Source organism: Streptomyces megasporus, from assembly GCF_000718985.1.
GTDB classification, from domain to species: Bacteria; Actinomycetota; Actinomycetes; order Streptomycetales; family Streptomycetaceae; genus Streptomyces; species Streptomyces megasporus.
On the sequence record NZ_JODL01000019.1, the window covers coordinates 15,898 to 37,701 of the forward strand.

At 71.4% G+C, this 21,804-nt stretch carries 22 protein-coding genes, 1 tRNA gene and 1 pseudogene; 19 read left to right on the forward strand and 5 right to left on the reverse strand.

Going from position 1 to position 21,804, the window contains the following annotated elements; genetic code table 11:
- Position 1 precedes the first annotated feature (1 nt).
- From IF47_RS0117225 to IF47_RS0117245, 5 genes are all read left to right on the forward strand, one after another.
- Positions 2 to 694, forward strand: coding sequence for a LysM peptidoglycan-binding domain-containing protein (locus IF47_RS0117225; protein WP_031509696.1), 693 nt, complete (start codon positions 2 to 4; stop codon positions 692 to 694).
- Positions 695 to 949: 255 nt separating this feature from the next.
- Positions 950 to 2,239, forward strand: coding sequence for a phosphopyruvate hydratase (gene eno / locus IF47_RS0117230; RefSeq protein WP_031509697.1), 1,290 nt, complete (start codon positions 950 to 952; stop codon positions 2,237 to 2,239).
- 155 nt (positions 2,240 to 2,394) lie between these two features.
- A complete protein-coding gene (locus tag IF47_RS0117235; protein WP_031509699.1) occupies positions 2,395 to 2,919 on the forward strand; it encodes an FtsB family cell division protein in 525 nt (174 codons plus the stop codon).
- Positions 2,920 to 2,982: 63 nt separating this feature from the next.
- Complete coding sequence (locus tag IF47_RS0117240) at positions 2,983 to 3,528, forward strand: DUF501 domain-containing protein (protein ID WP_031509700.1); 546 nt, start codon at positions 2,983 to 2,985, stop codon at positions 3,526 to 3,528.
- A complete protein-coding gene (locus IF47_RS0117245) occupies positions 3,525 to 4,496 on the forward strand; it encodes a Ppx/GppA phosphatase family protein (RefSeq protein ID WP_031509702.1) in 972 nt (323 codons plus the stop codon). The genes IF47_RS0117240 and IF47_RS0117245 overlap by 4 nt, the downstream gene beginning before the upstream one ends.
- 18 nt (positions 4,497 to 4,514) lie before the next feature.
- Here IF47_RS0117245 and IF47_RS0117250 read toward each other — a convergent pair.
- Positions 4,515 to 4,658, reverse strand: a pseudogene (locus IF47_RS0117250) (type II toxin-antitoxin system RelE/ParE family toxin); the annotation flags it as partial.
- Positions 4,659 to 5,400: 742 nt separating this feature from the next.
- On the opposite strand from IF47_RS0117250, the gene IF47_RS0117260 reads away from it, so the two are divergent.
- Complete coding sequence (locus tag IF47_RS0117260; protein WP_031509705.1) at positions 5,401 to 6,783, forward strand: NAD(P)/FAD-dependent oxidoreductase; 1,383 nt, start codon at positions 5,401 to 5,403, stop codon at positions 6,781 to 6,783.
- Positions 6,784 to 7,094: 311 nt separating this feature from the next.
- Positions 7,095 to 8,375 carry an SAM-dependent methyltransferase gene (locus IF47_RS0117265; protein ID WP_031509706.1) on the forward strand — a complete coding sequence of 427 codons (1,281 nt, stop codon included), beginning with the start codon at positions 7,095 to 7,097 and terminating at the stop codon, positions 8,373 to 8,375.
- A gap of 91 nt (positions 8,376 to 8,466) precedes the next feature.
- On the opposite strand, the gene IF47_RS0117270 is transcribed toward IF47_RS0117265, so the two are convergent.
- Together IF47_RS0117270 and IF47_RS0117275 are read right to left on the reverse strand one after the other, a co-directional pair.
- Positions 8,467 to 11,004: an ABC transporter permease gene (locus IF47_RS0117270; RefSeq protein WP_031509707.1), complete on the reverse strand. Its 2,538-nt coding sequence runs from the start codon at positions 11,002 to 11,004 to the stop codon at positions 8,467 to 8,469.
- Between the two features lie 73 nt (positions 11,005 to 11,077).
- Positions 11,078 to 11,869 carry an ABC transporter ATP-binding protein gene (locus tag IF47_RS0117275; protein ID WP_031509708.1) on the reverse strand — a complete coding sequence of 264 codons (792 nt, stop codon included), beginning with the start codon at positions 11,867 to 11,869 and terminating at the stop codon, positions 11,078 to 11,080.
- A 374-nt stretch (positions 11,870 to 12,243) separates the two neighbouring features.
- On the opposite strand from IF47_RS0117275, the gene IF47_RS0117280 reads away from it, so the two are divergent.
- Positions 12,244 to 12,325, forward strand: a tRNA-Leu gene (locus IF47_RS0117280).
- Between the two features lie 693 nt (positions 12,326 to 13,018).
- Here the strand turns inward: IF47_RS0117280 and IF47_RS30770 are convergent.
- Positions 13,019 to 13,195 (reverse strand): hypothetical protein, encoded by a 177-nt coding sequence (locus IF47_RS30770; protein ID WP_157839995.1) that lies wholly within the window; start codon positions 13,193 to 13,195, stop codon positions 13,019 to 13,021.
- 194 nt (positions 13,196 to 13,389) lie between these two features.
- Between IF47_RS30770 and IF47_RS0117290 the strand changes: the two genes are divergently transcribed.
- The 5 genes from IF47_RS0117290 (at position 13,390) to IF47_RS0117315 (ending at position 17,279) form a co-directional block, all read left to right on the forward strand.
- Positions 13,390 to 14,577 (forward strand): helix-turn-helix domain-containing protein, encoded by a 1,188-nt coding sequence (locus IF47_RS0117290; RefSeq protein ID WP_031509709.1) that lies wholly within the window; start codon positions 13,390 to 13,392, stop codon positions 14,575 to 14,577.
- A gap of 225 nt (positions 14,578 to 14,802) precedes the next feature.
- Entirely contained in the window at positions 14,803 to 15,027 is a 225-nt protein-coding gene (locus IF47_RS0117300) for a DUF6415 family natural product biosynthesis protein (protein WP_031509710.1), read from the forward strand.
- The gene (locus IF47_RS28820; RefSeq protein ID WP_051717812.1) at positions 15,024 to 15,554 is read left to right on the forward strand and encodes a hypothetical protein; all 531 of its coding nucleotides are present in this window, start codon (positions 15,024 to 15,026) and stop codon (positions 15,552 to 15,554) included. The genes IF47_RS0117300 and IF47_RS28820 overlap by 4 nt, the downstream gene beginning before the upstream one ends.
- Positions 15,555 to 15,790: 236 nt before the next feature.
- The gene (locus IF47_RS28825) at positions 15,791 to 16,666 is read left to right on the forward strand and encodes an endonuclease/exonuclease/phosphatase family protein (RefSeq protein ID WP_051717813.1); all 876 of its coding nucleotides are present in this window, start codon (positions 15,791 to 15,793) and stop codon (positions 16,664 to 16,666) included.
- A gap of 181 nt (positions 16,667 to 16,847) precedes the next feature.
- Positions 16,848 to 17,279 (forward strand): roadblock/LC7 domain-containing protein, encoded by a 432-nt coding sequence (locus IF47_RS0117315; RefSeq protein ID WP_031509713.1) that lies wholly within the window; start codon positions 16,848 to 16,850, stop codon positions 17,277 to 17,279.
- Between the two features lie 30 nt (positions 17,280 to 17,309).
- On the opposite strand, the gene IF47_RS0117320 is transcribed toward IF47_RS0117315, so the two are convergent.
- Entirely contained in the window at positions 17,310 to 17,543 is a 234-nt protein-coding gene (locus tag IF47_RS0117320; RefSeq protein WP_157839996.1) for a hypothetical protein, read from the reverse strand.
- Positions 17,544 to 18,039: 496 nt separating this feature from the next.
- Here IF47_RS0117320 and IF47_RS30250 point away from each other — a divergent pair, with 496 nt between their 5' ends.
- The 6 genes from IF47_RS30250 to IF47_RS28830 all read left to right on the forward strand — a co-directional run bounded on the left by IF47_RS30250 (position 18,040) and on the right by IF47_RS28830 (position 21,714).
- Positions 18,040 to 18,180, forward strand: coding sequence for a lasso RiPP family leader peptide-containing protein (locus IF47_RS30250; protein WP_106982589.1), 141 nt, complete (start codon positions 18,040 to 18,042; stop codon positions 18,178 to 18,180).
- A gap of 319 nt (positions 18,181 to 18,499) precedes the next feature.
- The gene (locus tag IF47_RS0117330) at positions 18,500 to 19,348 is read left to right on the forward strand and encodes an asparagine synthase-related protein (RefSeq protein WP_031509715.1); all 849 of its coding nucleotides are present in this window, start codon (positions 18,500 to 18,502) and stop codon (positions 19,346 to 19,348) included.
- Between the two features lie 80 nt (positions 19,349 to 19,428).
- Positions 19,429 to 20,004, forward strand: a complete 576-nt coding sequence (locus IF47_RS27940; RefSeq protein WP_051717814.1) for an asparagine synthase-related protein — start codon at positions 19,429 to 19,431, stop codon at positions 20,002 to 20,004.
- The gene (locus IF47_RS27945; RefSeq protein ID WP_051717815.1) at positions 19,991 to 20,290 is read left to right on the forward strand and encodes a PqqD family protein; all 300 of its coding nucleotides are present in this window, start codon (positions 19,991 to 19,993) and stop codon (positions 20,288 to 20,290) included. The genes IF47_RS27940 and IF47_RS27945 overlap by 14 nt, the downstream gene beginning before the upstream one ends.
- Before the next feature lie 8 nt (positions 20,291 to 20,298).
- Positions 20,299 to 20,706, forward strand: coding sequence for a lasso peptide biosynthesis B2 protein (locus IF47_RS32150; RefSeq protein ID WP_106982592.1), 408 nt, complete (start codon positions 20,299 to 20,301; stop codon positions 20,704 to 20,706).
- 132 nt (positions 20,707 to 20,838) lie between these two features.
- Positions 20,839 to 21,714 (forward strand): methyltransferase domain-containing protein, encoded by an 876-nt coding sequence (locus tag IF47_RS28830; protein WP_169745224.1) that lies wholly within the window; start codon positions 20,839 to 20,841, stop codon positions 21,712 to 21,714.
- Positions 21,715 to 21,804: the final 90 nt, after the last annotated feature.

The window sequence follows — 21,804 nt, forward strand, 5'->3', positions numbered from 1 at the left end:
CATGCTGTTCACCGGCAAGGGGCATGACAGCCGCACCGCCAAGGCCGTCCGGGCGGCCGCCCTGACCGGCGCCGCGGGCGCGGCCATCGCCGTTCCGCTGTCGGGCGCGCAGAGCGCGTCGGCGGCGTCCGTGGACACCTGGGAGAGAGTGGCCCAGTGCGAGTCCGGGGGCGACTGGTCCATCAACACCGGCAACGGCTACTACGGCGGCCTCCAGTTCGCGCAGTCGAGCTGGGAGGCCGCCGGTGGTCTCCGGTACGCCCCGCGCGCCGATCTGGCCACCAAGGAGCAGCAGATCGCCGTCGCCGAGCGTCTGCTGGCCATGCAGGGGCCGCGCGCCTGGGGCTGCGCCGACGAGGGGGGTCTCACCTCCGGCGGGCCCGCGGCGGAGGTGGACCCGGACGGCGCGTCCGGCGACGGGTGGAGCGGGCGGTCCGGGTCCCAGTCCCAGTCCCAGTCGCAGTCCCACTCCTCGTCGCAGTCGCAGTCCCAGTCGGTGTCCGCGGACTCCCACGGCCACCACGGCGAGGACGGCGAGGACGAGGTCGGCACCTACACCGTGCGGTCGGGCGACACCCTCCGCGCGATCGCCGCCGAACACGACACCACCTGGCAGCAGTTGTACGAGGAGAACAAGGACGTGGTGGGCGACGACCCCAACCTGATCTTCCCGGGGCAGAAGCTCCGCGTCTGACGCGCGCGGCCCGCCCGGCCCCCACGGCCCGGCGACGCCGACCCGGTGCGGTGTGCCGCTCCTCTCTTGCGGAGGGGCCCCGCACCGGGTTTATTTATTCCGGAAACAAATTGCTCATGACCTCTTTGAGCTGGGCTTTCATCCGCCGTTGTGCCGTACGACACGGGCTGTCGGCCGGTTGGTGCGCGCGATGCGGATAGGCTCAGGGGGGCTGAGACCCGACACACATGCCCGACACACACGAAGGAGACCCTCGTGCCGTCCATCGACGTCGTAGTGGCCCGCGAGATCCTCGATTCGCGAGGCAACCCCACGGTCGAGGTCGAGGTCGGCCTCGACGACGGCAGCACCGGCCGTGCGGCCGTCCCGTCCGGTGCCTCGACCGGCGCCTTCGAGGCCCTGGAACTGCGTGACGGAGACAAGGGCCGCTACGGCGGCAAGGGCGTGGAGAAGGCCGTCCTCGCCGTCATCGAGCAGATCGGCCCGGAGCTGGTCGGGTACGACGCCACCGAGCAGCGCCTGATCGACCAGGCGATGTTCGACCTGGACGCCACCCCGGACAAGTCCTCCCTGGGCGCCAACGCCATCCTGGGCGTCTCGCTGGCCGTCGCGCACGCCGCCTCCGAGGCGTCCGACCTGCCGCTCTTCCGCTACCTCGGCGGCCCGAACGCCCACCTGCTGCCGGTGCCGATGATGAACATCCTCAACGGCGGCGCGCACGCGGACTCCAACGTGGACATCCAGGAGTTCATGATCGCCCCCATCGGCGCGGAGTCCTTCTCCGAGGCCCTGCGCTGGGGCACCGAGGTCTACCACACCCTCAAGAAGGTGCTGAAGGAGCGCGGCCTGTCCACCGGCCTGGGCGACGAGGGCGGCTTCGCCCCGAACCTGGGCTCCAACCGCGAGGCGCTGGACCTCATCATGGAGGCCATCCGGCAGGCCGGTTACACCCCCGGCCAGGACATCGCCCTCGCCCTGGACGTCGCCGCCACCGAGTTCCACAAGGACGGCCGCTACGTCTTCGAGGGCCAGGAGCGCACCGCCGCCGAGATGACCGCGTACTACGCGGAACTGGTCGACGCCTACCCGCTGGTCTCCATCGAGGACCCGCTGAACGAGGAGGACTGGGAGGGCTGGAAGACCATCACCGCCGAACTCGGCGACAAGGTCCAGCTCGTCGGTGACGACCTGTTCGTCACCAACCCCGAGCGGCTGGCCCGCGGCATCGAGGAGGGCGCCGGCAACGCCCTGCTGGTCAAGGTGAACCAGATCGGCTCCCTGACCGAGACCCTGGACGCGGTCGAGCTGGCCCAGCGCAACGGCTTCAAGTGCATGATGTCCCACCGCTCCGGCGAGACCGAGGACGTCACCATCGCCGACCTGGCCGTCGCCACCAACTGCGGCCAGATCAAGACCGGTGCCCCGGCCCGCTCCGAGCGCGTCGCCAAGTACAACCAGTTGCTGCGCATCGAGGAGATCCTCGACGACGCCGCCGTGTACGCCGGCCGCTCGGCGTTCCCGCGCTTCCGTCCCACCGAGAAGTAAGGCGCGGTCGCCCGCCGGACCGACGGACCGCGCCGCGTCCCCCGTCGTGTCCCCGCCGCCGTCCCGTACGGTGGCGGGGACACGACGGCACGCGGGTGCGTACGGAGACGCACCGAGGACGCACGAGGACGATCAGGGGCGACAGGGGAGGCGAGGTGGCCGCGGACCGGGACCGGTTCTCCACCGCGACCAGGCTCAGGGCGTTGGGCACACAGGCGGCGGAGCGCGTCTACCGCGCGCAGAACCGCCGGATGCGCGCACCGCGCCGCAGCCGTCTGACCGGCCGTGCCGCCCTGCTCGTCCTGGTCCTGTGCTCGCTGGTGGTCGCCCTCGCCTACCCGATGCGCCAGTACCTCTCCCAGCGCGCGGAGATCGCCGAACAGCGGCGCTTGGTCGAGGAGTTGCGCGACCGCGTGGAGAAGAAGCGCGACGAGAAGGCCCGCTGGCAGGACCCGGCCTACGTGGAGCGGATGATCCGCGAGCACCTGCTGTACGTCCGCCCCGGCGAGGTCGGCTACACCCTGCCGGAGGGCACGGCCGACAAGACCGCCGACGGCACCCTCGACCGCCCGTCCGACGGCTCCTCCCGCTCCCGACGCACCGCCGGCCCAGAGCCCACCGAACAGGCCTGGTACCGGCACCTGTGGGACGGTGTGGACGAGGCGGACCGGCGTCCCTGACCACCGACCCGCCGGCGACGGACCGTCCCCCGACACCCGCCGGCCCCGAGATCCGAGAGACCCATGGACACGCCCCCGCCCCGCACCGAACCCACCGAGCCCACCGACGCGGACGTCGAGGCCTTCGAGAAGCAACTCGGCCGCCCCCCGCGCGGCCTGCGCGCCATCGCGCACCGCTGCCCCTGCGGCCTGCCCGACGTGGTGGAGACGGCGCCGCGGCTGGAGGACGGCACGCCCTTCCCGACGACGTACTACCTCACCTGCCCGCGCGCGGCCTCCGCGATCGGCACGCTGGAGGCCGAGGGCGTGATGAGGGAGATGACCGAGCGGCTGGGGACGGACCCGGAACTGGCCGCCGCCTACCGCCGGGCGCACGAGGACTACATCGCCCGCCGTGACGCGATCGAGGTGCTGGAGGGCTTCCCCAGCGCGGGCGGGATGCCCGACCGCGTGAAGTGCCTCCATGTGCTGGTGGCCCACTCCCTGGTCGCCGGACCGGGCGTGAACCCGCTGGGCGACGAGGCGATCGCCATGCTGCCCGAGTGGTGGCGGAAGGGCCCGTGTGTGTGCGTGGGCGACGGGGTCGAAGCACGGGAGGGCGCGGAGTGACGACACGGGCCGCCGCCATCGACTGCGGCACGAACTCCATCAGGCTGCTCGTCGCCGAACTCGACCCGGCCACCGGCGAGGCGACCGACCTCGACCGCCGGATGACCATCGTCCGCCTCGGCCAGGGCGTGGACCGCACCGGACGGCTGGCGCCCGAGGCGTTGGAGCGCACCTTCGCGGCCTGCCGCGAGTACGCCGAGGTGATCCGCGGACACGGCGTCACCCCCGACCGCACCCGCTTCGTCGCCACCTCCGCCTCGCGCGACGCCGAGAACCGGGACGACTTCGTGCGCGGAGTGGTGGACATCCTGGGCGTGGAGCCCGAGGTGATCACCGGCGACCGGGAGGCCGCCTTCTCCTTCACCGGCGCCACCCGGGAACTGGCCGGGCAGGAGCACCTGCCGAAGCCCTACCTGGTGGTGGACATCGGCGGCGGCTCCACGGAGTTCGTGGTGGGCGACGACGCCGTGCGGGCCGCCCGCAGCGTGGACATCGGCTGCGTGCGGCTGACCGAACGTCACCTGCTGCGCGAAGACGGGTCCGGGAGGAAGGTCGTGGACCCGCCCACCCCCGAGCGGATCGCCGCGGTGCGGAGCGACGTCGACGCCGCCCTGGACCTCGTGGAGAGCAGCGTCCCGCTGGCCGACGCCCGGACGCTGGTGGGCCTGGCCGGCTCGGTCACCACGGTCGCCGGTATCGCGCTGGACCTGCCGGAGTACGACTCGGAGGCCATCCACCACGCCCGGATCACCATCGAGCAGGTCGCCGAGATCACCGAGCGCCTGCTGACCGCCACCCACGACGAGCGCGCCGCCATCCCCGTGATGCACCCGGGCCGGGTGGACGTGATCGGGGCCGGGGCCCTCGTCCTGCTGTCGGTCATGGAGCGGGTCGGGGCCGACGAGGTCGTGGTGAGCGAGCACGACATCCTCGACGGGATCGTCTGGAGCGTGGCCGAGGGCGGGTGACCGTCGGGTGGCCGTGTCTCACGGATCGCGGTGGACGTCGCGCCGGTCGCCGCCCCGGAGCCGGTGGCGGCCCGACGGGCCGGCGAGCTTCTTGACGTCGGCGTCCTCGCGGCAGGGATCGTCGCCGAGCGCGGTCGGCGCGGTCAGGATGCGCATGGCGTCGGGCGGTCCGTGGCCCTCTGGTGGACCCGGTGACCCACGAGCCGTTTCGGCGGTCTCACCGACCGCCCGTTCGACGGTCTCCCCGGTGCCTTCGAGGGTCCTCCCGGCGCGGTCGCCGTGGTCAGCACCCGGTCGACGAGCGCGGCGACGTTGTCGAGCCGCACCTTGAGCAGCGCCCTGGCCTCCACGCCCCTGATGTCCGGGTGGACGCCGCCCGGCGACACCCGCGCCCGCGGGTCGTCGACGTCCAGGGCGATCTCCTCGACCCTCGACTCCGGCCCTGTGGCGAGCCTCTCGGGGTGTCCTGTCGTGCGGGACGCGGGGCGGGCGCCGGGTGGAGGCGTCGCCGCGGATGACGCGAGGTGAAGGGAGTGGCGGGGTCCCGTGGAGGTTCTTGCCGGGGCCCCGCCGAGAAGGTTCGTGAAGTTCTTCACAAGGAAAAGCGCGGTGGCGGGCCGCTCTACTGACCGGTAACAGGGATTCCGGGGCACTCAGGCCCCTGATCTTCCGTTTCAGTGGCGGCGTGGGGCGGTGGCCGTCGGGCGGCGCGACGGTCGCGGCACATCGATTCCGGGTGAGACGTCGCAGCTCACAAGGGGTGGGCAACGTTCCGTGAGAGGTCAGGGTTCCCGCCGCCGGGTGTGGCTCTGGTCACGGGGCGGGGGAGTGTAGCATAAGTGGCGCGGATGCTTGTGAAGACCCTCACGAGCCCACCCCCGAACGGGGGTGGATACTCGATGGCATGAGCACCACGGAGCGTCCGCGAATCCTCGTAGTGGGTGGCGGGTACGTCGGTATGTACGCAGCGCGCCGCATCCTGAAGAAGATGCGGTACGGCGAGGCGACCGTGACCGTCGTCGACCCGCGCTCGTACATGACGTACCAGCCCTTCCTGCCGGAAGCCGCCGCCGGCTCCATCTCCCCGCGCCACGTCGTCGTCCCGCTGCGACGTGTGCTCCCCAAGGCGGAGGTTCTCACCGGACGCGTCACGAGCATCGATCAGGACCGCAAGGTCGCCACGGTCACGCCGCTGGTCGGCGAGTCCTACGAGGTGCCCTTCGACTACCTGGTCATCGCGCTCGGCGCGGTCTCCCGCACCTTCCCGATCCCCGGCCTGGCCGAGAACGGCATCGGGATGAAGACCGTCGAGGAGGCCATCGGACTGCGCAACCACGTCCTGGCACAGCTCGACAAGGCCGACTCCACCAACGACGAGGAGATCCGCCGCCGGGCGCTGACCTTCGTCTTCGTCGGCGGTGGCTTCGCCGGTGCCGAGACCATCGGCGAGGTCGAGGACATGGCGCGCGACGCCTGCAAGTACTACGCCAACGTCCGTCGCGAGGACATGCGCTTCGTCCTCGTCGACGCCGCGGACAAGATCCTCCCCGAGGTCGGTCCGGAGCTCGGCAAGTGGGGCCTGGAGCACCTCCAGAAGCGCGGCGTCGAGGTCTACCTGTCCACGTCGATGGAGTCCTGCGTCGACGGCCACGTGGTGCTCAAGAACGGCCTCGAGGTGGACTCCGACACCATCGTGTGGACGGCCGGTGTGAAGCCGAACCCGGCGCTGGCCCGCTTCGGCCTGCCGCTGGGTCCGCGCGGTCACGTGGACACCGAGCCGACCCTCCAGGTCAAGGGCACCGACTACATCTGGGCCGCGGGCGACAACGCCCAGGTCCCGGACCTCGTCGGGCGCGATGCGGGCAACGAGAACGCCTGGTGCCCGCCGAACGCCCAGCACGCGCTGCGCCAGGCCAAGGTGCTCGGCGACAACGTCATCTCGGGCCTGCGGGGCTTCCCGCAGACCGAGTACCGCCACGCCAACCGGGGCGCGGTGGCCGGTCTGGGCCTCCACAAGGGCGTGGCGATGATCATGCTCGGCAAGAAGCTCAAGCTCAAGGTGAGGGGCCGGCTGGCCTGGTACATGCACCGCGGCTACCACGGCATGGCGATGCCCACCTGGAACCGCAAGATCCGCGTCTTCGCGGACTGGACGCTGGCCACGTTCCTCAAGCGCGAGGTCGTCTCCCTCGGCGCGGTGGAGAACCCCCGCGGGGAGTTCTACGAGGCCGCCGCGCCGGTCTCGGCCTCCGTTCAGGAGTCCCGGCCCAAGGCCAAGGCATCCTGAGCAGGCGCCGAGCAGGCGCCGAGCGGACACCGACCAGGCCCTGAGCAGGCCCGCGGCGGGTCCCCGACGGGGCCCGCCCACCGAACGCCCAGGCGTTCCGGACGTTCCCGAAGGGGCGTCCGTCCTCCGGAATCCGAGAGGACGGACGCCCCTTCGCCGTTCCCGCCCCCGACCGCGGGGGACTCCGTACGGACCTGCCCACGGCTCCGCGCGGGTGGTCCCGGTGGCGTGGCGGGGTGGCCGGCGGGACACGGAGGGGTAGCTACTGCTCTTGAGGGAAGAAACGGTCGGCTCGACGGAAGGTGGACGCCATGGCTCATACCGCCGCACGACTGGTGGACTCGGCGGAGAAGGTGCTGGGCACCTCCCTGCCCGTACGCGTACGGGCGTGGGACGGCAGCGAGGTCGGACCGTCGGGAGCGCCCACCGTCGTCGTACGGCACCGGCGCGCGCTGCGGCGGCTGCTGTGGAAGCCGGGCGAGTTGGGGCTCGTCCGTGCCTGGGTGGCCGGCGAGATCGACGTCGAGGGCGATCTGTACGAGGCCCTGGACCGGTTGGTCGGACTGGTGTGGGACCGGGGCTCCGCGCCCGCCCCCACCCTCGCGAGCAGGCTCGACGTCGGCCGCGAACTCCTCGCGCTGGCCGGGCCGCTGCCCCCGCCGCCCCCGCCCCGCGAGGAGGTCCGAGGTCGTCTCGGACTCCGGCACGGCCTGCGCCGCGACCGGCGGGCCATCGGCCACCACTACGACGTCGGCAACGACTTCTACGCCCTGGTGCTCGGGCCGTCCATGGTCTACTCGTGCGCCTACTGGGACGGGCGGGAGGAGACCACGCTGGAGGACGCCCAGCGCGCCAAGCTGGACCTCGTCTGCCGCAAGCTGGCCCTGAGACCCGGTCAGCGGCTGTTGGACGTCGGCTGCGGTTGGGGTTCCCTGGCCCTGCACGCGGTCCGCGAGTACGGCGTGCGGGCCGTGGGCATCACGCTCTCGCGGGAGCAGGCGACCTTCGCCCGCAAGCGCGTCGCCGAGGAGGGGCTCGCCGACCGGATCGACATCCGCGTCCAGGACTACCGCCGGGTCGACGACGGTCCGTACGACGCCATCGCCTCGATCGGCATGGCCGAGCACGTCGGCGCGGTGCGCTACCGGCAGTACGCCGACATCCTGTACGGCCTGCTGCGCCCCGGCGGACGGCTGCTCAACCACCAGATCGCCCGGCGCCCGCTGCCGGACGAGGAGGCGTACGAGGTGGACCCCTTCATCGACGCGTACGTCTTCCCCGACGGCGAACTGGCCCCCGTCGGCCGCACGGTGACGATCCTGGAGGAGGCCGGTTTCGAGGTCCGCGACCTGGAGTCGATCCGGGAGCACTACGCGCTGACCCTGCGCCGCTGGGTGGCCAACCTGGAGTCCGACCTGCCCCGCGCCGCCCGGCTGGCGGGGCCGGGCCGGGCCCGGGTGTGGCGGCTGTACATGGCGGCCTCCGCGCTCTCCTTCGAGCGCAACCGCATCGGCGTCAACCAGGTCCTGGCCGTCCGCACGCCCGACAGCGGGGCCTCGGGGCTGCCCCTGCGCACCCGCGACTGGCGGTAGGAGCGGCGGCGACGGGGCGGTGACGTCGCGGTGACGCCGCGAGGCCCGGACCGCGCACCGGACCGGGCCTCGCGGCACACGCTCCCGCGCGTCACTCGGTCTTGATGGCCTCCAACATGTTCAACCGCGCGGCCCGCCGCGCCGGCCACAGCGCGGCCAGCACGCCCACCAGCGCCGCCAGGGCGAGGAAGACGCCCATCCGGGACCACGGCAGGACCAGCTCGTAGGTGGCCAGCGAACCGGAGATCAGCTCGCCCGCCGCCCAGCCGAAGAAGACGCCCAGGCCGATGCCGAGCACCCCGCCGAACAGGGAGATCACCAGCGACTCCAGTCGGACCATCCGCTTGACGCCGTGCCTGTCCAGGCCGATCGCGCGCAGCATGCCGATCTCCTGCGAACGTTCGAAGACGGACATGGCCAGGGTGTTGACCACGCCCAGCACCGCGACGATCACGGCCATGGCCAGCAGCCCGTAGAGCATGTTCAGCATCATCGTGAACATCTGGGCGATGGACTCGGAGAGGTCCTTCTTGTCCTGGACCAGGATCGCCGGGTTGTCGCCGAGCGCCTTCTGCAGCGAGGACTTCGTCGCGTCGCTCGCGCCGTCGGCGGTCTTCACCATCACCTGCATGCTGGTGACCTGCTCCAGGTGCGGGTCGAGGGTGGCGGTGTCGAGCATGATCCCGCGGATCATCTCGTTGCCCTCGTAGACGCCCGAGACGGTCAGCTCGCCGCGTTCGCCGTCCTCGTACACCACGTCGAAGGAGGAACCGGCCTTCCAGCCGTGCTCCTTCGCGGTCGCGGTGTCCACGATGACGTTCTCGCCGCCGAGCCCCGCGAAGGACCCCTGGACGAAGTCCAGTTCGAGCAGGTCGTCGAGGGCCTTGCCGTCGACGCCGGTGAGCGGCTCGTACTCGCCGTCGATCCGGGACGGGGAGTTGCGCAGCGGGCTGAGGGCCGTGACCGACTCCTCCTTCGCCAGCGTCTGCTCGACCTCGGCGGAGAGGGGCAGGAAGTTGGCCATCGAGACGGTGTAGTCGGCCTCGATCGCGGCGGTGGCCAGCTTGTCGATGCTCTTTTGGACACTGGTCGCGATCACGGTCATGCCGGTGATCAGGGTGAGGCCGATCATCAGGGCGGCGGCGGTGGCGGCGGTGCGGCGCGGGTTGCGCACGGCGTTCAACCGGGCCAGCTTGCCCGAGGTCCCGAAGACGCGCAGCACGGGCGCCGCCACCGCGATGACCGGACGCGACAGCAGCGGCGTCAGCACGAACACACCGATCACCAGCAGCCCGGCGCCGGCCGACATCGGCAGCTTGCCGTCCTCCATGCCGATGCCGCTCGCGTACAGCACCAGCGCGGCACCGGAGCCGGCCAGCAGCGCGCCGATGGTGTTGCGGACGAGCAGGCCGCGCGGGGTGGCGGGGGCGTGGACGCCGCCCATGGCGGCGACCGGCGGGACCTTGGCGGCGCGGCGGGCGGGCAGCCAGGCGGCGACCATGGTGACGGCGACGCCGACGACCAGCGAGGCGAGCACGGTGGACGGGGCCACGACCAGCGGGCCGTCCGGCACGGTGGCGCCGACGGAGCCCATCAGCGAACGCATCCCGGCCCCGATCCCGATGCCGGCCAACAGACCGATCAGGGCCGCGACCACGCCGACGACCAGGGCCTCCACCAGGACCGAGCGGGTCACCTGGCGGCGCGAGGCGCCCACCGCGCGCAGCAGGGCCAGTTCCTTGGTGCGCTGGGCGACCAGCATGGTGAAGGTGTTGGCGATGATGAAGACGCCCACGAACAGCGCGATCCCGGCGAAGACCAGCAGCCCGGTGCGCATGCCCGACATGCCCTGCTCGATCATGCGGGCCTGCTCGTCGGCCATCTCGTCACCGGTGGAGGTCAGGGTCTTCGCGGGCAGGACGTCCCGGACGCGCTTCTCCAACTCCCGCTGGCTCACACCGTCCTCGGCCGTCAGGACGATCTCGCTGTACCGGCCGGGTTGGGAGAACAGCTCCTGCGCGGTGGCGGTGTCGAACAGCACGAGGGTGCCGCCCGCGGCGACGCCGCCGTCGTCGGTGTCGAAGACGCCGACGACCTTCTCCTCGCGGATCGGTCCGTTGACGGACATCCGCACGGTGTCGCCGACGCCGAAGCCGGTGCGCTCGGCGGTCTTGGAGTCCAGCGCGATCTCGCCGGAGCGCAGCGGGGCGCGGCCGTCCCGCAGGTCGTGGCGCGGGTCCTCCTTCTTCCCGTCGGGGCCGGCGTCGTAGTTGCCGCCCTGGGTGGACCAGCCCTCGCCGACCAGCCCGCCGTCCTTGTCGGCGAGGGCGGCGAAGCCGGAGACGACTCCGGTGGCCGACTCGACGCCGGGCACCCGGTCCAGCCGGTCCAGCAGTTCGTGGGGGAGGTCGGAGGGGCCGCGGGGTTCGTCCTCGTCACCGCCGCCGGGGCGGACGGCGACGTCGACGCCCTCGAAGCCCTTGGCGGAGCCCTTGGCGTAGGCGTCCGAGAGGGTGGAGGTGAAGACGAGGGTGCCGGCGACGAACGCCACGCCGAGCATGACGGCGAGCGTGGTCATCAACAGCCTGGCCTTGTGCGCGAGCACGTTGCGCAGGGCGGTACGGAACATGGGGTGTCGTGATCCTGGTGTCGTGAGGGAGCGGCACGGTGGCCGAAGGACGGTGGACCGGGCGTCGGGGCCTTCAGCTCGTGCGGCCCCGGGCGTCGAACGCCTTCATGCGGTCCAGCACGCTCTCGGCGGTGGGGTCGGTCATGTCGTCGACGATCCGGCCGTCGGCGAGGAAGACGACCCGGTCGGCGTAGGAGGCGGCCACCGGGTCGTGGGTCACCATGACGACGGTCTGCCCCAGCTCCCGCACGGAGTTGCGCAGGAAGCCCAGCACCTCGGCGCCGGAGCGCGAGTCGAGGTTCCCGGTCGGCTCGTCACCGAAGACGATGTCCGGCCTGGAGACCAGCGCGCGGGCGACCGCGACGCGCTGCTGCTGGCCGCCGGAGAGCTGGTTCGGCCGGTGCTTGAGCCGCCCGGAGAGGCCGACGGTCTCCACGACCCTCTCCAGCCAGTCCTTGTCGACCTTGCGGCCGGCGATGTCCAGCGGCAGCGTGATGTTCTCCAGCGCGTTGAGGGTGGGCAGCAGGTTGAACGCCTGGAAGATGAACCCGATCTTGTCGCGCCGCAGCCGGGTGAGCTTCTTCTCCTTCAGGGAGGACAGCTCGGTGTCGCCGATCCAGGCCGAACCGGAGGAGATGGAGTCCAGTCCGGCCATGCAGTGCATCAGCGTGGACTTGCCGGAGCCCGAGGGGCCCATGATCGCCGTGAACCGGCCCCGGTGGAACTCCACGGAGACGGAGTCCAGGGCGACCACCCGGGTCTCGCCCTGGCCGTAGACCTTGGTCAGGTCCCGGGCACGGGCGGCCGCGACGCCGGGGGAGGCGGATGTCGCGGAGGGGGCGTCGGAGTGGGTGCTGGTGGTCACGGGAAGTGGCTCCTGTCACGACGGCTTGACGATCCCTCCCATCATCCGTGCCGAACCGGCCGGCCACATCAGCCCCGGCTCCGGTCTCGGAGGGCGTCTCCAGGGGGAGAAGGGAGCCTTCGAGTCATCCTCACGGATGATCCCCCACCCTGATGCCATCGCGTGGTTGGGCAGCGACTTTCCGTCATTCCTGGGGGCTCGGCGGGGATGCGCGCCCTGCGTCGATGAGGGGCGCTCACCGCTGACGCGCCATCAGTTGCCAATAAAATCAGACAACTTCAAGCCAGGGCACCGTTGTTCGAACAGGCGTCACGGCTAGGCTCATCGAGCGTCCAGGGGAGGGCCGTAGCCAGTCGCGCGGTCCATGAGCCGGTGCCCGGATGGTGGAATGCAGACACGGCGAGCTTAAACCTCGTTGGCCTACAGGCCGTGCCGGTTCGAATCCGGCTCCGGGCACACCGGTACTTGTGCGGGTCGACCTGCCGAAACGGTCGGATTTCGGCTCGGGCCCCCGTGCTGGGGAACACGGCGGGAACACGCGCGGCCACTCTCATGCCGCATGGTGAGCGTGTACGCGCGCACGAACAAGCGCGGAGAGATCATCGGCTACCGGGCTCGGTGGCGCCTCGGCTGCGACCACGGCGAGGACGAGCGGCCGGTCCGGGGGCGATCTGATCACTGGTTGAGTGCCATGCCGGCCCACGGTCCCACCGTCTCGCCTCCTGCGCGCGGTGGGTGTGGCCCTGCCGCCCCTCTTCTGGTCCCGGTTCGAGGAGTTGCCCTGTGGGTCACCGTTCCTGCCCCGATCCGGTGCGTGCCCGACGGCAGGCCGAGCGGGACATCCGTGGCACGGCGTGCCCGGTCTGTGAGCATCCGATCGTGTGTCACGCGGTCGACGAGCGCGGGCAGCGGTCGTGTACTCGCGGGGAGGGCCGAGTTTCGTGTCGGGACTGTGCCGAGTTGTGGGCGCGGATGCCGGCGGTCGCGGCGGTGGGCGAGTTCGTTTGTGTCCTGCGTGCTCCTCCCTCCAGGGGCCGCGCGTCGTGTCGGTGTCGGCGGCTACCGTGGTCCCTGTCCGTGGCTGGCTTGTGGTGCTCGCAACGGGGCCCCGCCCGGGTGGAATCGGGTGGGGCATGTTCATGTTCGGGGTCAGGCGGCGCGGACGTAGCGGCAGGGCTGGGACGTCTCGGCCCACAGGTGTAGGAGCCGCGCGTACTCCTCGGCGCGTTGCTCGTCGGCGGGCTGCTCCATCAGGTGGCGGATGCGGTCGTTGACCTCTTCCTGAGCAGGGCAGTAGGGGCCGTCAGGCCAGAGGGCGGGGGTCATGTTCCTACCGTATGGCGAGGTTAGGACAGGCGCTTCGGTTTGGTGGTTTAGGCGATAGGGCCCCGAATGAGGGGCTGGGGAAGTTCCCTGTAGGCGCGTCAGGCCCCCGCCTTCAAGGCGGGGGCCTGAACATGCGCCCCGACGGTTTGTCGGTGGGTACTGTTCTGAGTGTCGAGGTCAGAACGGAGCTAAGTATGCCCGAACACACGGACAGCACCATCGGTACACGACTTCGCGCGGCTCGCGCACGCCGCGGTTTGACTCAAAAGGAACTCGCCGGCCTCGCTGGCGTGTCCGTCTCCCTCATCCGCAAACTGGAGCAGCCGGGGGAGGATTACGACACCCGGTTGGAGACCGTGCGGAAACTGGCCACGGCGCTGCGCATGCCCACCAGCAAGCTCATCGCCCGCGATGCGGGCCCTGACGACGAGGACACCACCGACCAGTGGGAGCCCGTCCGGCGTGCTCTCACTGCGCCCCTCCCGGACAGGGTGGGAGAGGAACCCACCATCGAAGGCGTCACGGACGCCTTGAATGCGGCGTTGCCGCTGTTCGCCAGTGACCGGTTCGTGGAACTGGGCAGCGTTCTGCCGCCGCTGCTGCGTGACGCTGACGCCCTGGATGAGTCCGATCCGGACGCCCGCGCGGTGCGGGTCCGTCTACTCCAGCTCACCGGCTGGCTGCTGACCCAGACCCGTCAGTACGAGTCGGCTGCCGAGGCCCTGGATCGCTCCTTGGACGACGCCACCGACCGGCTCCAGGCCGCCGCCACCGTCAACACCCGGTGCTGGCTGATGCTGCGCCAGGGACAGCTCGCGGAGGCCCGGGAACTGGCGACCCGGTGGGCCGATGAGATCGAGCCCCGCATGTCCAAGGCCACCCCGGACGAGCTGAGCTTGTGGGGGTGGATGCTGCTGCGTCTGTCGGCCGCCGCCGTGCGCGACAACCGCCCCGGCGAGGCCAAGGATGCCATGCGCCTGGCCCGGTCGGCGGCCGTCGCGCTCGGCCGCGAGTACGCGCCCCACGCGGACTTCCTGCGCACTTTCGGCCCCGTGACGGTGGCGCTCAAACGGACAGAGAACGAAGCGCTCAACGACCGCCCCGACCAGGTCATCAAGCTCTCCGCTGCCCTTCCCTCCAGCCGTGTGCCGACGACTTCCACGAACTGGAACCGGCACCTGCTGGACGTAGCCGCCGCGTATTCCACCAAGCGGCAGTACGCGGAGGCATGCCACGTCCTTGAGGGCATCTACGAGAAGTCGCCGCAGTGGCTGTTGCACCAGCGGTACGCCCGCGACATCGTCAGCGGCATGATCGAGCGACGCCGCATCCTGACACCCAAGATGCAGCACATCGCCGATGTGATCGGAGTGCCCCTGTAACCAGCGGGTTTCACGCTCAATGGCACTCCTGCCGGACGCTCGGCAGAAGTGCCATTGGCTTCCACGGGCTGTGTTCATACGGTCACTGCATGGACACCGACGTGCACGTGCCGCACGGTGCGACCGCTGGGACCGTCACGGCCACCGCGCGGGTCGACACCGCCGGCATTGAGCAGACCATCAACCGGGCTCTGAGCATCGGGACCGTCCTCCCTCGCCCACCAGATGCTGGAAGACCTCGAGGCCGCACTGCGCGGCCACCTGGCCACGTTGCTGGAGGCCGTCCCCACCGCCGGGCCCGCGCGGACCGCTACCGCAGTCGCTCAGTTACACCACGGCCCCACCACCGGCCTGTGCTCGGCCGTCGACCACACGCGGCTGCTCGCCCTGGACTGCCGGTGGTTGCTGCGGCATCTGCAGAGCGCTGACCGGATCGAGGCCGCCCGATGACCACCATCCGCCGTACTCCTGGCGACCGCGTCCGCCGTGCCGTCCTCGCGGATGCCGCCCACGGTTTTCTGCCGCTGGACTTGCTGGACGCCACCGGCCGTACCCAGGCCGCCGTCGCGGCCTGGGCCGGCGGTCACCTCGCCGAAGTCCCCTGCGGTGCCGTGTTCGATGTGGTGCGGCTCCCCGCCGACCTGGCCGCCCCCACCGTGGAGCAGCTCCGCGACGACCGTATCCAGGTCGGCCCGGTCCTCCTCGGCCCGCTCGGCGCGGAGTTCCTCGTCGTCCCCGGCACCGCGCACCAGCCCGTTGGCGGCACGTGGTCGGTTGCTCGTCCCGGCACGCTGGTGCTGATGCCTCACCCGTCCATTACCAAGGGGGTCCGGGTCGGTGGCCGCACGTGGCTGGTGCCTCCCGGCTCCAATCCGCTGACCCCCGGCGTGGAGTTGCGCCGCGCCTACATCACGGCCGCCGAGGCCGCCGCCAAGGCCGCCGCGCGGGCGGCTGCCCTGGCGCGCGCCGTGGTGTAAAGCCCCCGACCGGAAGGGGCCGGCCCTGGGGAGAGCCGGCCACGGTTGGGACTGCCCGACGAAGCAGGGTCGAGCGGGAGGACACCCTCCGTTTCCTCGGGCACCGGGCCGCGCCCGCTACTTCCCCCGGCGGGCGCGGCCCGGGACTCCCCTCTCTTCTCCCACCCCACCCCGTGCCACGCCCCGACCCGCCGGCCGGCGACCGACCCCACCGCTACCACCCATCGGAGGACACCATGAGCGCCGAGACGATCACCGGCGTCTGCTGGAACGTCGAACACGGCGTCGAGGTCGAGGCCGCATGTGACTGGGTCACGCAGTGGAGCCCGGACGTGGTGTTCTGGCAGGAACTCCAACCCGGCCAAGAGGACGACGTGCAGAAGTGGCTCGGGATGATCGGGTACGTGGCCGAGCCCCGACCCGGCTCGACCAACGGCAACGCCCTGTTCGTCCGCGACGGCGGCCCGTTCATCCTGGCCCGGGAACACCGGCACCCGGCGGCGCCCGACCGGCACGCCCCGGCCAACATCGAGGTCCGCCTTCCCCGGCCCGACGGGACACTGACCGAGCGCACCCTGTGCCTGGCCTCCGTCCACCTGTGCCACTACTCGCCCACCATCCGGCTGGCCGAGGCCGACTGGTTCACCACCCTCACCCGGCCCGGACGACTCGCCCTGATCGCAGGCGACTTCAACAGCTACCCGGCCGGTGCGCACGTGGACTGGGACAAGGTCACCGACCGGGCGTTCCTCGCCAACCGCACCTACCCGGGGATGGACGGGCGGCGGTACATCGACGACCTGCCCGACCGCACCCTCACCACCGCCGGCTACGTCGATGCCGCGCTGTGGGTGGCCAAGCACTGCGGCGGGGCGCACCGCGTGCTCGCCGACACTGCCGGTCACCGGCCCGACAAGGCCGCGCAGGGCGGTCCTCGGCGCATCGACCGCGTGTACCTCAGCGACACGCTCGCCCCGGCCCTGACCGGGTTCCGTGTCGGTGCCCCCAAGGAGCTGGGAGGGATCTCCGACCACATGCCCTTGGTCTTCCACCTCGACCGGGCCCGGCTGGAAGAGGCCCTGTCCGCCCCGGTAGCCCAGTCCGTTTCCTGAACCCCTGCCCTGGCTGCGGACGATCCTGCTGCCTACCTTCGGCGGCTCCCCTATGGCCCGCTGCCGGGGCAGGTCCAAGCCGCTCCTCCGCCCGGTTGCCGAGTTTTACGCGCGTACTCGGTAGGCGTCACCGGTCGGGGGAGCCCCTGACCCCCTCTCTCGACCGAAAGAAGGATGGATCGTGCCTCCCTCTCCCTTCGGCTTCACCGCCTCCGCCCCCGAACTCGCTTGGCTGCTGGAGGGCTTCGTCGAGCGCGTCACCGGTGCCCGCGGTGCGGTGCTGCTGTCCGGCGACGGCATCCACAAGACCTTTCACGGGCTGGACCAGGACGATGTCGACCGTCTCGCCGCCGCCGCCAGTGGCCTGTACGCCATCGTCGCCGGCACCGCCCAGCAGCTCGGCGACGTCGACGCCGGCGGACGCCCCCAGGTCCGGCAGGTCATCTGCGAGATGGGTGCCCTGGTGCTGTACGTGTGCACCGTCGGCGCCGGCAGCCGCCTGGCCGTCCTCGCCGATAGGGAGGCGGACGCGGCCGTCATCGGCCACGAGATGGTCCGCCTGGGCAACAGCGTCCGCACCCACCTGGACACCCCGTCACGCCAGACCGCGTGAGGAGACAAGAAACATGGGCAGCGATCTTGTTCACTCCCCATCGTCCGGCAGGCGGCGCTCCGGCGTCGGCTGGATCGGCGCCATGGTGAGCGCGACCGTCCTGGCGCTGCTGCACCTGGTCGCGGCATACCTGCTGGTCCTGGCGTACGCGGCCGGAACGTTCGACCCGTGGGAGCGGGACGTGGCCGCCCACTCCGGCATCCCGGCGGGCCTGGCCCTGGTGGTCGCGATCCTGTCCGCGCCACTGACCTGGGCGGGCGTCACGGCCCGGTGGCTACACCGGTGGTGGTACGCCCCGCCCGCCGTCCTGGCCACCGCCGCGCTCTTGCGGCTGACGCTCCTCGCTCCGGGCGTCCGACGCCGCAGCGTTGATCTTCCCGTCCCCGGCTCCGCCCTTCGGGTAAGCGGCCCGCGGCAGCCAGCCGCGCGAGCATGGCCCCGATCGGGCAGAGCGACGCACCACGCAACCGTCCATCCGATCGAAGGGCTCAGACATGACCGATCTCGGCATGCCCACCGTCCCGCCGCACTGCGACGCGGTCGGCGCGCTTCTTGTCCGCGCTCGCGCCCCCGAGTAGCGCGGTCACAGACTCCCGTCCCGGCAGCCCTTCCCCGTTCATCAGCGGGGCAGGCGGGGGGCCGCCGGGACGGGGTTCCTCGTCCCGCTCTGGACTTCACCAGAGCGGGGCCAGGTGCCGCCCGCTGCTGTCCCCGGACGGAGCGGAGAGGCACAGGACAACCACTGAAACCGGAGGTTCATATGAACGAGCACGAAGCCAGGGAGACCGAGCCCCGTGAAGATTACGCGGCTCCGCAGTTGGTGGAGCTGGGCGCGGTTCCGGCGGTGACGCTCGGCAGGTACGCCGAGGACAGCCAGGACCAGGGCCGCTACTTCGAATGACGGTGACCGGCTGAGCGGGGTGGGGTCGGTCCCGGCCGGCCCCACCCCGCGCCCGACTGGAAAGGGGGAAGGCGTGTTCCATGTTCGTAGCGCAGTGGGCGCCAGCACCGGTTCGGCCGCGCCTTTGTGGACCGGCCCGCACGCCCCCGTGGTGTGCGGCTCGGGGGTCGATGAGGTGCGCTGTGCAGCTGATGGCCCGGTGCACTTGGCGGTGGTCGGCTCGTGTGGTGTCGCTGACGAGCGGATACTGCGGGACGCCCTGCGGCATGTCCGGTCAGGGCGATGGGCGGAGCTGACGCGGTGGCCTGGAAGCTACTGGGTGATCGCGGATGACGGACAGCACACCGCCGTGCTGACCGACGTCGCCGGCACCCGCCCGGTCTACCTGGCCCGGACGGAGAGCGGTGCGCTGTGGTCGACGTCGGCCTCGGCTCTCGCCCGGCACATCGCCGCCGGGGTGGACTTCGCCGCCGTGGTGACGCGGCTGGTGTGCCCGACGGTTGCCGAGGTGACCCGGGACGAGACCGCCTATGAGGGCGTGCGGCGGGTTCCAGGCGGCCACGTTCTCATCACCGACCGGACCGGTCGGCACACGATCACGGCGTACGAGGAGCAGCGCCGCCTCCCCTTCGAGGACGCGGCGCTGGAGCTGCGCGAGGCGCTGTTGGAGGCGGTCACGTACCGGGTGAAGACCGCAGAGCGCCTCACCGCGGACTTCTCCGGAGGACTCGACTCGACGTCCCTCGCCCTGCTGGCTCACGCCGCCGGCGCCGACCTGCTGGCGGTCACGCATGTGGACGAGGCGAGTCGGAACGAAGACGTGCAGTACGCCCAGCGCGCCGCCCGGGGGAAGAACCTGCGCCACGTCCTCGTCACGGACGACGAGGGACTGTTCTTCGCCGGACTGCCGGAGGCACCCCACACGGACCAGCCGTTCCCGGACGCGGCACGGTGGCGGCTGCGGGCGGCCCACCAGCGCGTCTGTATCGAGTACGGCAGCGACCTCCACCTTGGCGGTTCGGGCGCCGACATGCTGCTCAGCGCCCCCCGCACTTACCTGGCCGACTTGGCCCGGGAACGTGATCTCGCTGCCCTGCTGCGGCACAGCCGTGCGAAGGCGCGGTTGCGGCAGAAGCCATCCGGTTGTCGAGGACCCCGTACTCGCTGACGCTGCAACACCTTGCCGGGGACATCGCCGCAGGCAGGCCCCAGCCAGCGGGGCAGGTTGGATGGGTCCGCCCGTCTTCGGTGTGCGCGTGGCTGACACCCCAGGCCCGCCGCCACATCGCCCTCCGCGCGGCCGAGGCGGCGGAGATCGCCGAGGAGGCCGAGGTCCCGGCCGAGGAAGTCAGCCGGCACTGCGCTCGGTCAGAGCTGTACGAGTACGGCGTCTACGAGGCCGAACTCCGTAACCAGTCGCACGCCATGGGCCTGCCGCACCACGCCCCGTTCCTCGACAACCAGGTCGTCCGCGCCGCGATGGCCGTGTCCGTTCGGGAACACGCCTCGCTGACCGTGCAGAAGCCTCTACTCGGTGCGGCACTCGACGGCCTGGTGCCGTTTTGGCTGCTGGCACGGCGCACCAAGGGTTCTTACAGCGGCAATGCCTGCACCGGCATTCGCCGGCACGCCGCCGAGTTGCGTGAGCTCATCACCGGGGGACGGCTCACGGCCGAGGGGTGGCTGGACGGCGACGCCGCGCTGCGCGAGCTTGAGCGCCTGGCGGTCGGCGTGCCCGGCCGGTTCGCCGCACTGGAGGCCGTCATCGCGGCTGAACTGTGGATCCGACAGCAGAGGGAGGAGACCCCTCATGGCACATCGTGACCTGAGCCCGTCGCGGCACGTTCACGCCACGATCACCGAGCGCGGCGGGATGCTCCTCGATGTTCGCGGCCGGGGCCGCTGGTACGTGCTCACGCCGCCCGGCGCGCGCTGGTGGCATTACCTGACCGAAGGTGCCAGCCCGGACGAGGCTGCCGACCGGGTGGCCGCGTACTACGGCGTCCCCGCCGACACAGTGCGGGACGACATGCGGCGGCTGGGCCGGCAGCTTGCCGACCGGGGGCTGTTGAAGACGAACACCAGCAGAAGGAAGCGGTGGCGTCCATGAGCATCCCCATGACTCTCCCCGAGCCCGCCGCAAGGCCGCCGCTGACATGCCGGGTCACGTCTGTGGTCGCACTGGCCCTCTCGACAGTGCTGGTGCACGCGGCTCCGCTGCGCTGCACCCTGGCCGCTGCCCGTGGCGCCAAGCGTGTGTCACGGCGCCCGGCGACACGGGTGGAGGCCCGTGAGGCTGTGGAGGCGGTGCGGTGGGCCGGCCGGTTCTTCCCAAGCCGTGCGGCATGCCTCGAGACATCTCTTGCCGCGCTCCTGGTGTGCGTGGCGCATGGGCGGAGCGTCGACTGGTGCATAGGGTGCCGCTTCGACCCGTGCGAGGCCCACGCCTGGATCGAAGCCGACCGATGTCCTGCCGGGGAGCCTGACACCCCTGATCGTCCCTTCCACATCACTCTGCGCGTCTGACCTGTGAGGACACCGAGAATGATCAACGACACCCATGATTTCGACGCTGTTCCGGTTGAGCGGTTCCACGGTGCGGACGGGCGGGCCGTACGCCCGTGCACCCCGGCCGCGGTCACTCGGCGGCATCTGCGGATGCTGGACCTTCGGCCCGGCATGAGGGTCCTGGACATCGGTATCGGCTCCGGGTACTCCGCGGCGCTGGCCGCCCACCTCGTGGGCCCGGAGGGGCACGTCACCGCCCTTGAAATCGATCCCGGGCTCGCCGGTCGCGCCGCCGAACTCTACGCCGAGCACGGTCACCGTGTGGAGGTCGTCGTCGGGGACGGGCTCCTCGGCCACCCCGAGGGCGCCCCGTACGACCGCATCCTGGTGGGCACCACCCCGCCCGCCGTCCCCACCGCCTGGCTTCGGCAACTCGCCCCCGGTGGTGCCCTGCTGGCCGGAGTCCGCGTTGGCGACCTGCCCGGCGCGTACGCCGTCGCACACATCAGCGTGGGGAACGGGTACCAGCCCGACCAGGTCGTCATCCACCACGGCGGCTACACCCCCATGCGCGCCCCTGGCGAGGACCGCCGCACCTCCCACGCCGAAGCCGGGGACCACTCCCTCACCCTCGCCACCACAGGCCAGACCACTTACGCGGCAACGCTCTTGAAGGCGCTGCTCAACGGCCGTCACACCCAACCGAGCCCCGCGCCCGGCGACCACTACTTCCACTTCAAGAACTGGCTGATCGCCGCAGCCCCAGACGGGCTGTGTGAGGCCACTCTCCCCGAGGGCACCGGCATCGGTCTGGCTGCCGCCGACGGTGCCGCCATTCTCACCGACACCAGCCTCGTCACCGAACACCAGGCGTCCCCGGCCCTCGGGAAGTTGCTGGAGCTGGTCCACCGCTGGCAGAGCGCAGGGGCTCCGCGTACCCATGAGATCGCCGCTCGCCTCGTCCGTGACGGGGACACCTGGCACGCCCGCCTCGACGTGGAAGACTCCAGGCTCCTGACGGCCTGAGCCTCCCGAGGGAGGAGGGCATGGCCCCCTCCCTCGGGGAAGCCTCGGTCGCCGCACGCTGGGGCGCCTGTCTCCTGTTGGACGGCTGAA

Excerpts from the sequence above, each read along its gene's own strand:
- IF47_RS0117260 (WP_031509705.1), top strand. The coding sequence starts at position 5,401 with ATGAGCACCACGGAGCGTCCGCGAATCCTCGTAGTGGGTGGCGGGTAC.
- IF47_RS30250 (WP_106982589.1), top strand. The coding sequence starts at position 18,040 with ATGAACGAGCACGAAGCCAGGGAGACCGAGCCCCGTGAAGATTACGCG.
- IF47_RS0117240 (WP_031509700.1), top strand. The coding sequence starts at position 2,983 with ATGGACACGCCCCCGCCCCGCACCGAACCCACCGAGCCCACCGACGCG.
- IF47_RS28825 (WP_051717813.1), top strand. The coding sequence starts at position 15,791 with ATGAGCGCCGAGACGATCACCGGCGTCTGCTGGAACGTCGAACACGGC.
- IF47_RS30770 (WP_157839995.1), bottom strand. The coding sequence starts at position 13,195 with ATGACCCCCGCCCTCTGGCCTGACGGCCCCTACTGCCCTGCTCAGGAA.
- IF47_RS0117290 (WP_031509709.1), top strand. The coding sequence starts at position 13,390 with ATGCCCGAACACACGGACAGCACCATCGGTACACGACTTCGCGCGGCT.
- IF47_RS27945 (WP_051717815.1), top strand. The coding sequence starts at position 19,991 with ATGGCACATCGTGACCTGAGCCCGTCGCGGCACGTTCACGCCACGATC.
- IF47_RS28830 (WP_169745224.1), top strand. The coding sequence starts at position 20,839 with ATGCTGGACCTTCGGCCCGGCATGAGGGTCCTGGACATCGGTATCGGC.
- IF47_RS0117300 (WP_031509710.1), top strand. The coding sequence starts at position 14,803 with ATGCTGGAAGACCTCGAGGCCGCACTGCGCGGCCACCTGGCCACGTTG.
- IF47_RS28820 (WP_051717812.1), top strand. The coding sequence starts at position 15,024 with ATGACCACCATCCGCCGTACTCCTGGCGACCGCGTCCGCCGTGCCGTC.
- IF47_RS0117265 (WP_031509706.1), top strand. The coding sequence starts at position 7,095 with ATGGCTCATACCGCCGCACGACTGGTGGACTCGGCGGAGAAGGTGCTG.
- IF47_RS0117225 (WP_031509696.1), top strand. The coding sequence starts at position 2 with ATGCTGTTCACCGGCAAGGGGCATGACAGCCGCACCGCCAAGGCCGTC.
- IF47_RS0117270 (WP_031509707.1), bottom strand. The coding sequence starts at position 11,004 with ATGTTCCGTACCGCCCTGCGCAACGTGCTCGCGCACAAGGCCAGGCTG.
- IF47_RS32150 (WP_106982592.1), top strand. The coding sequence starts at position 20,299 with ATGACTCTCCCCGAGCCCGCCGCAAGGCCGCCGCTGACATGCCGGGTC.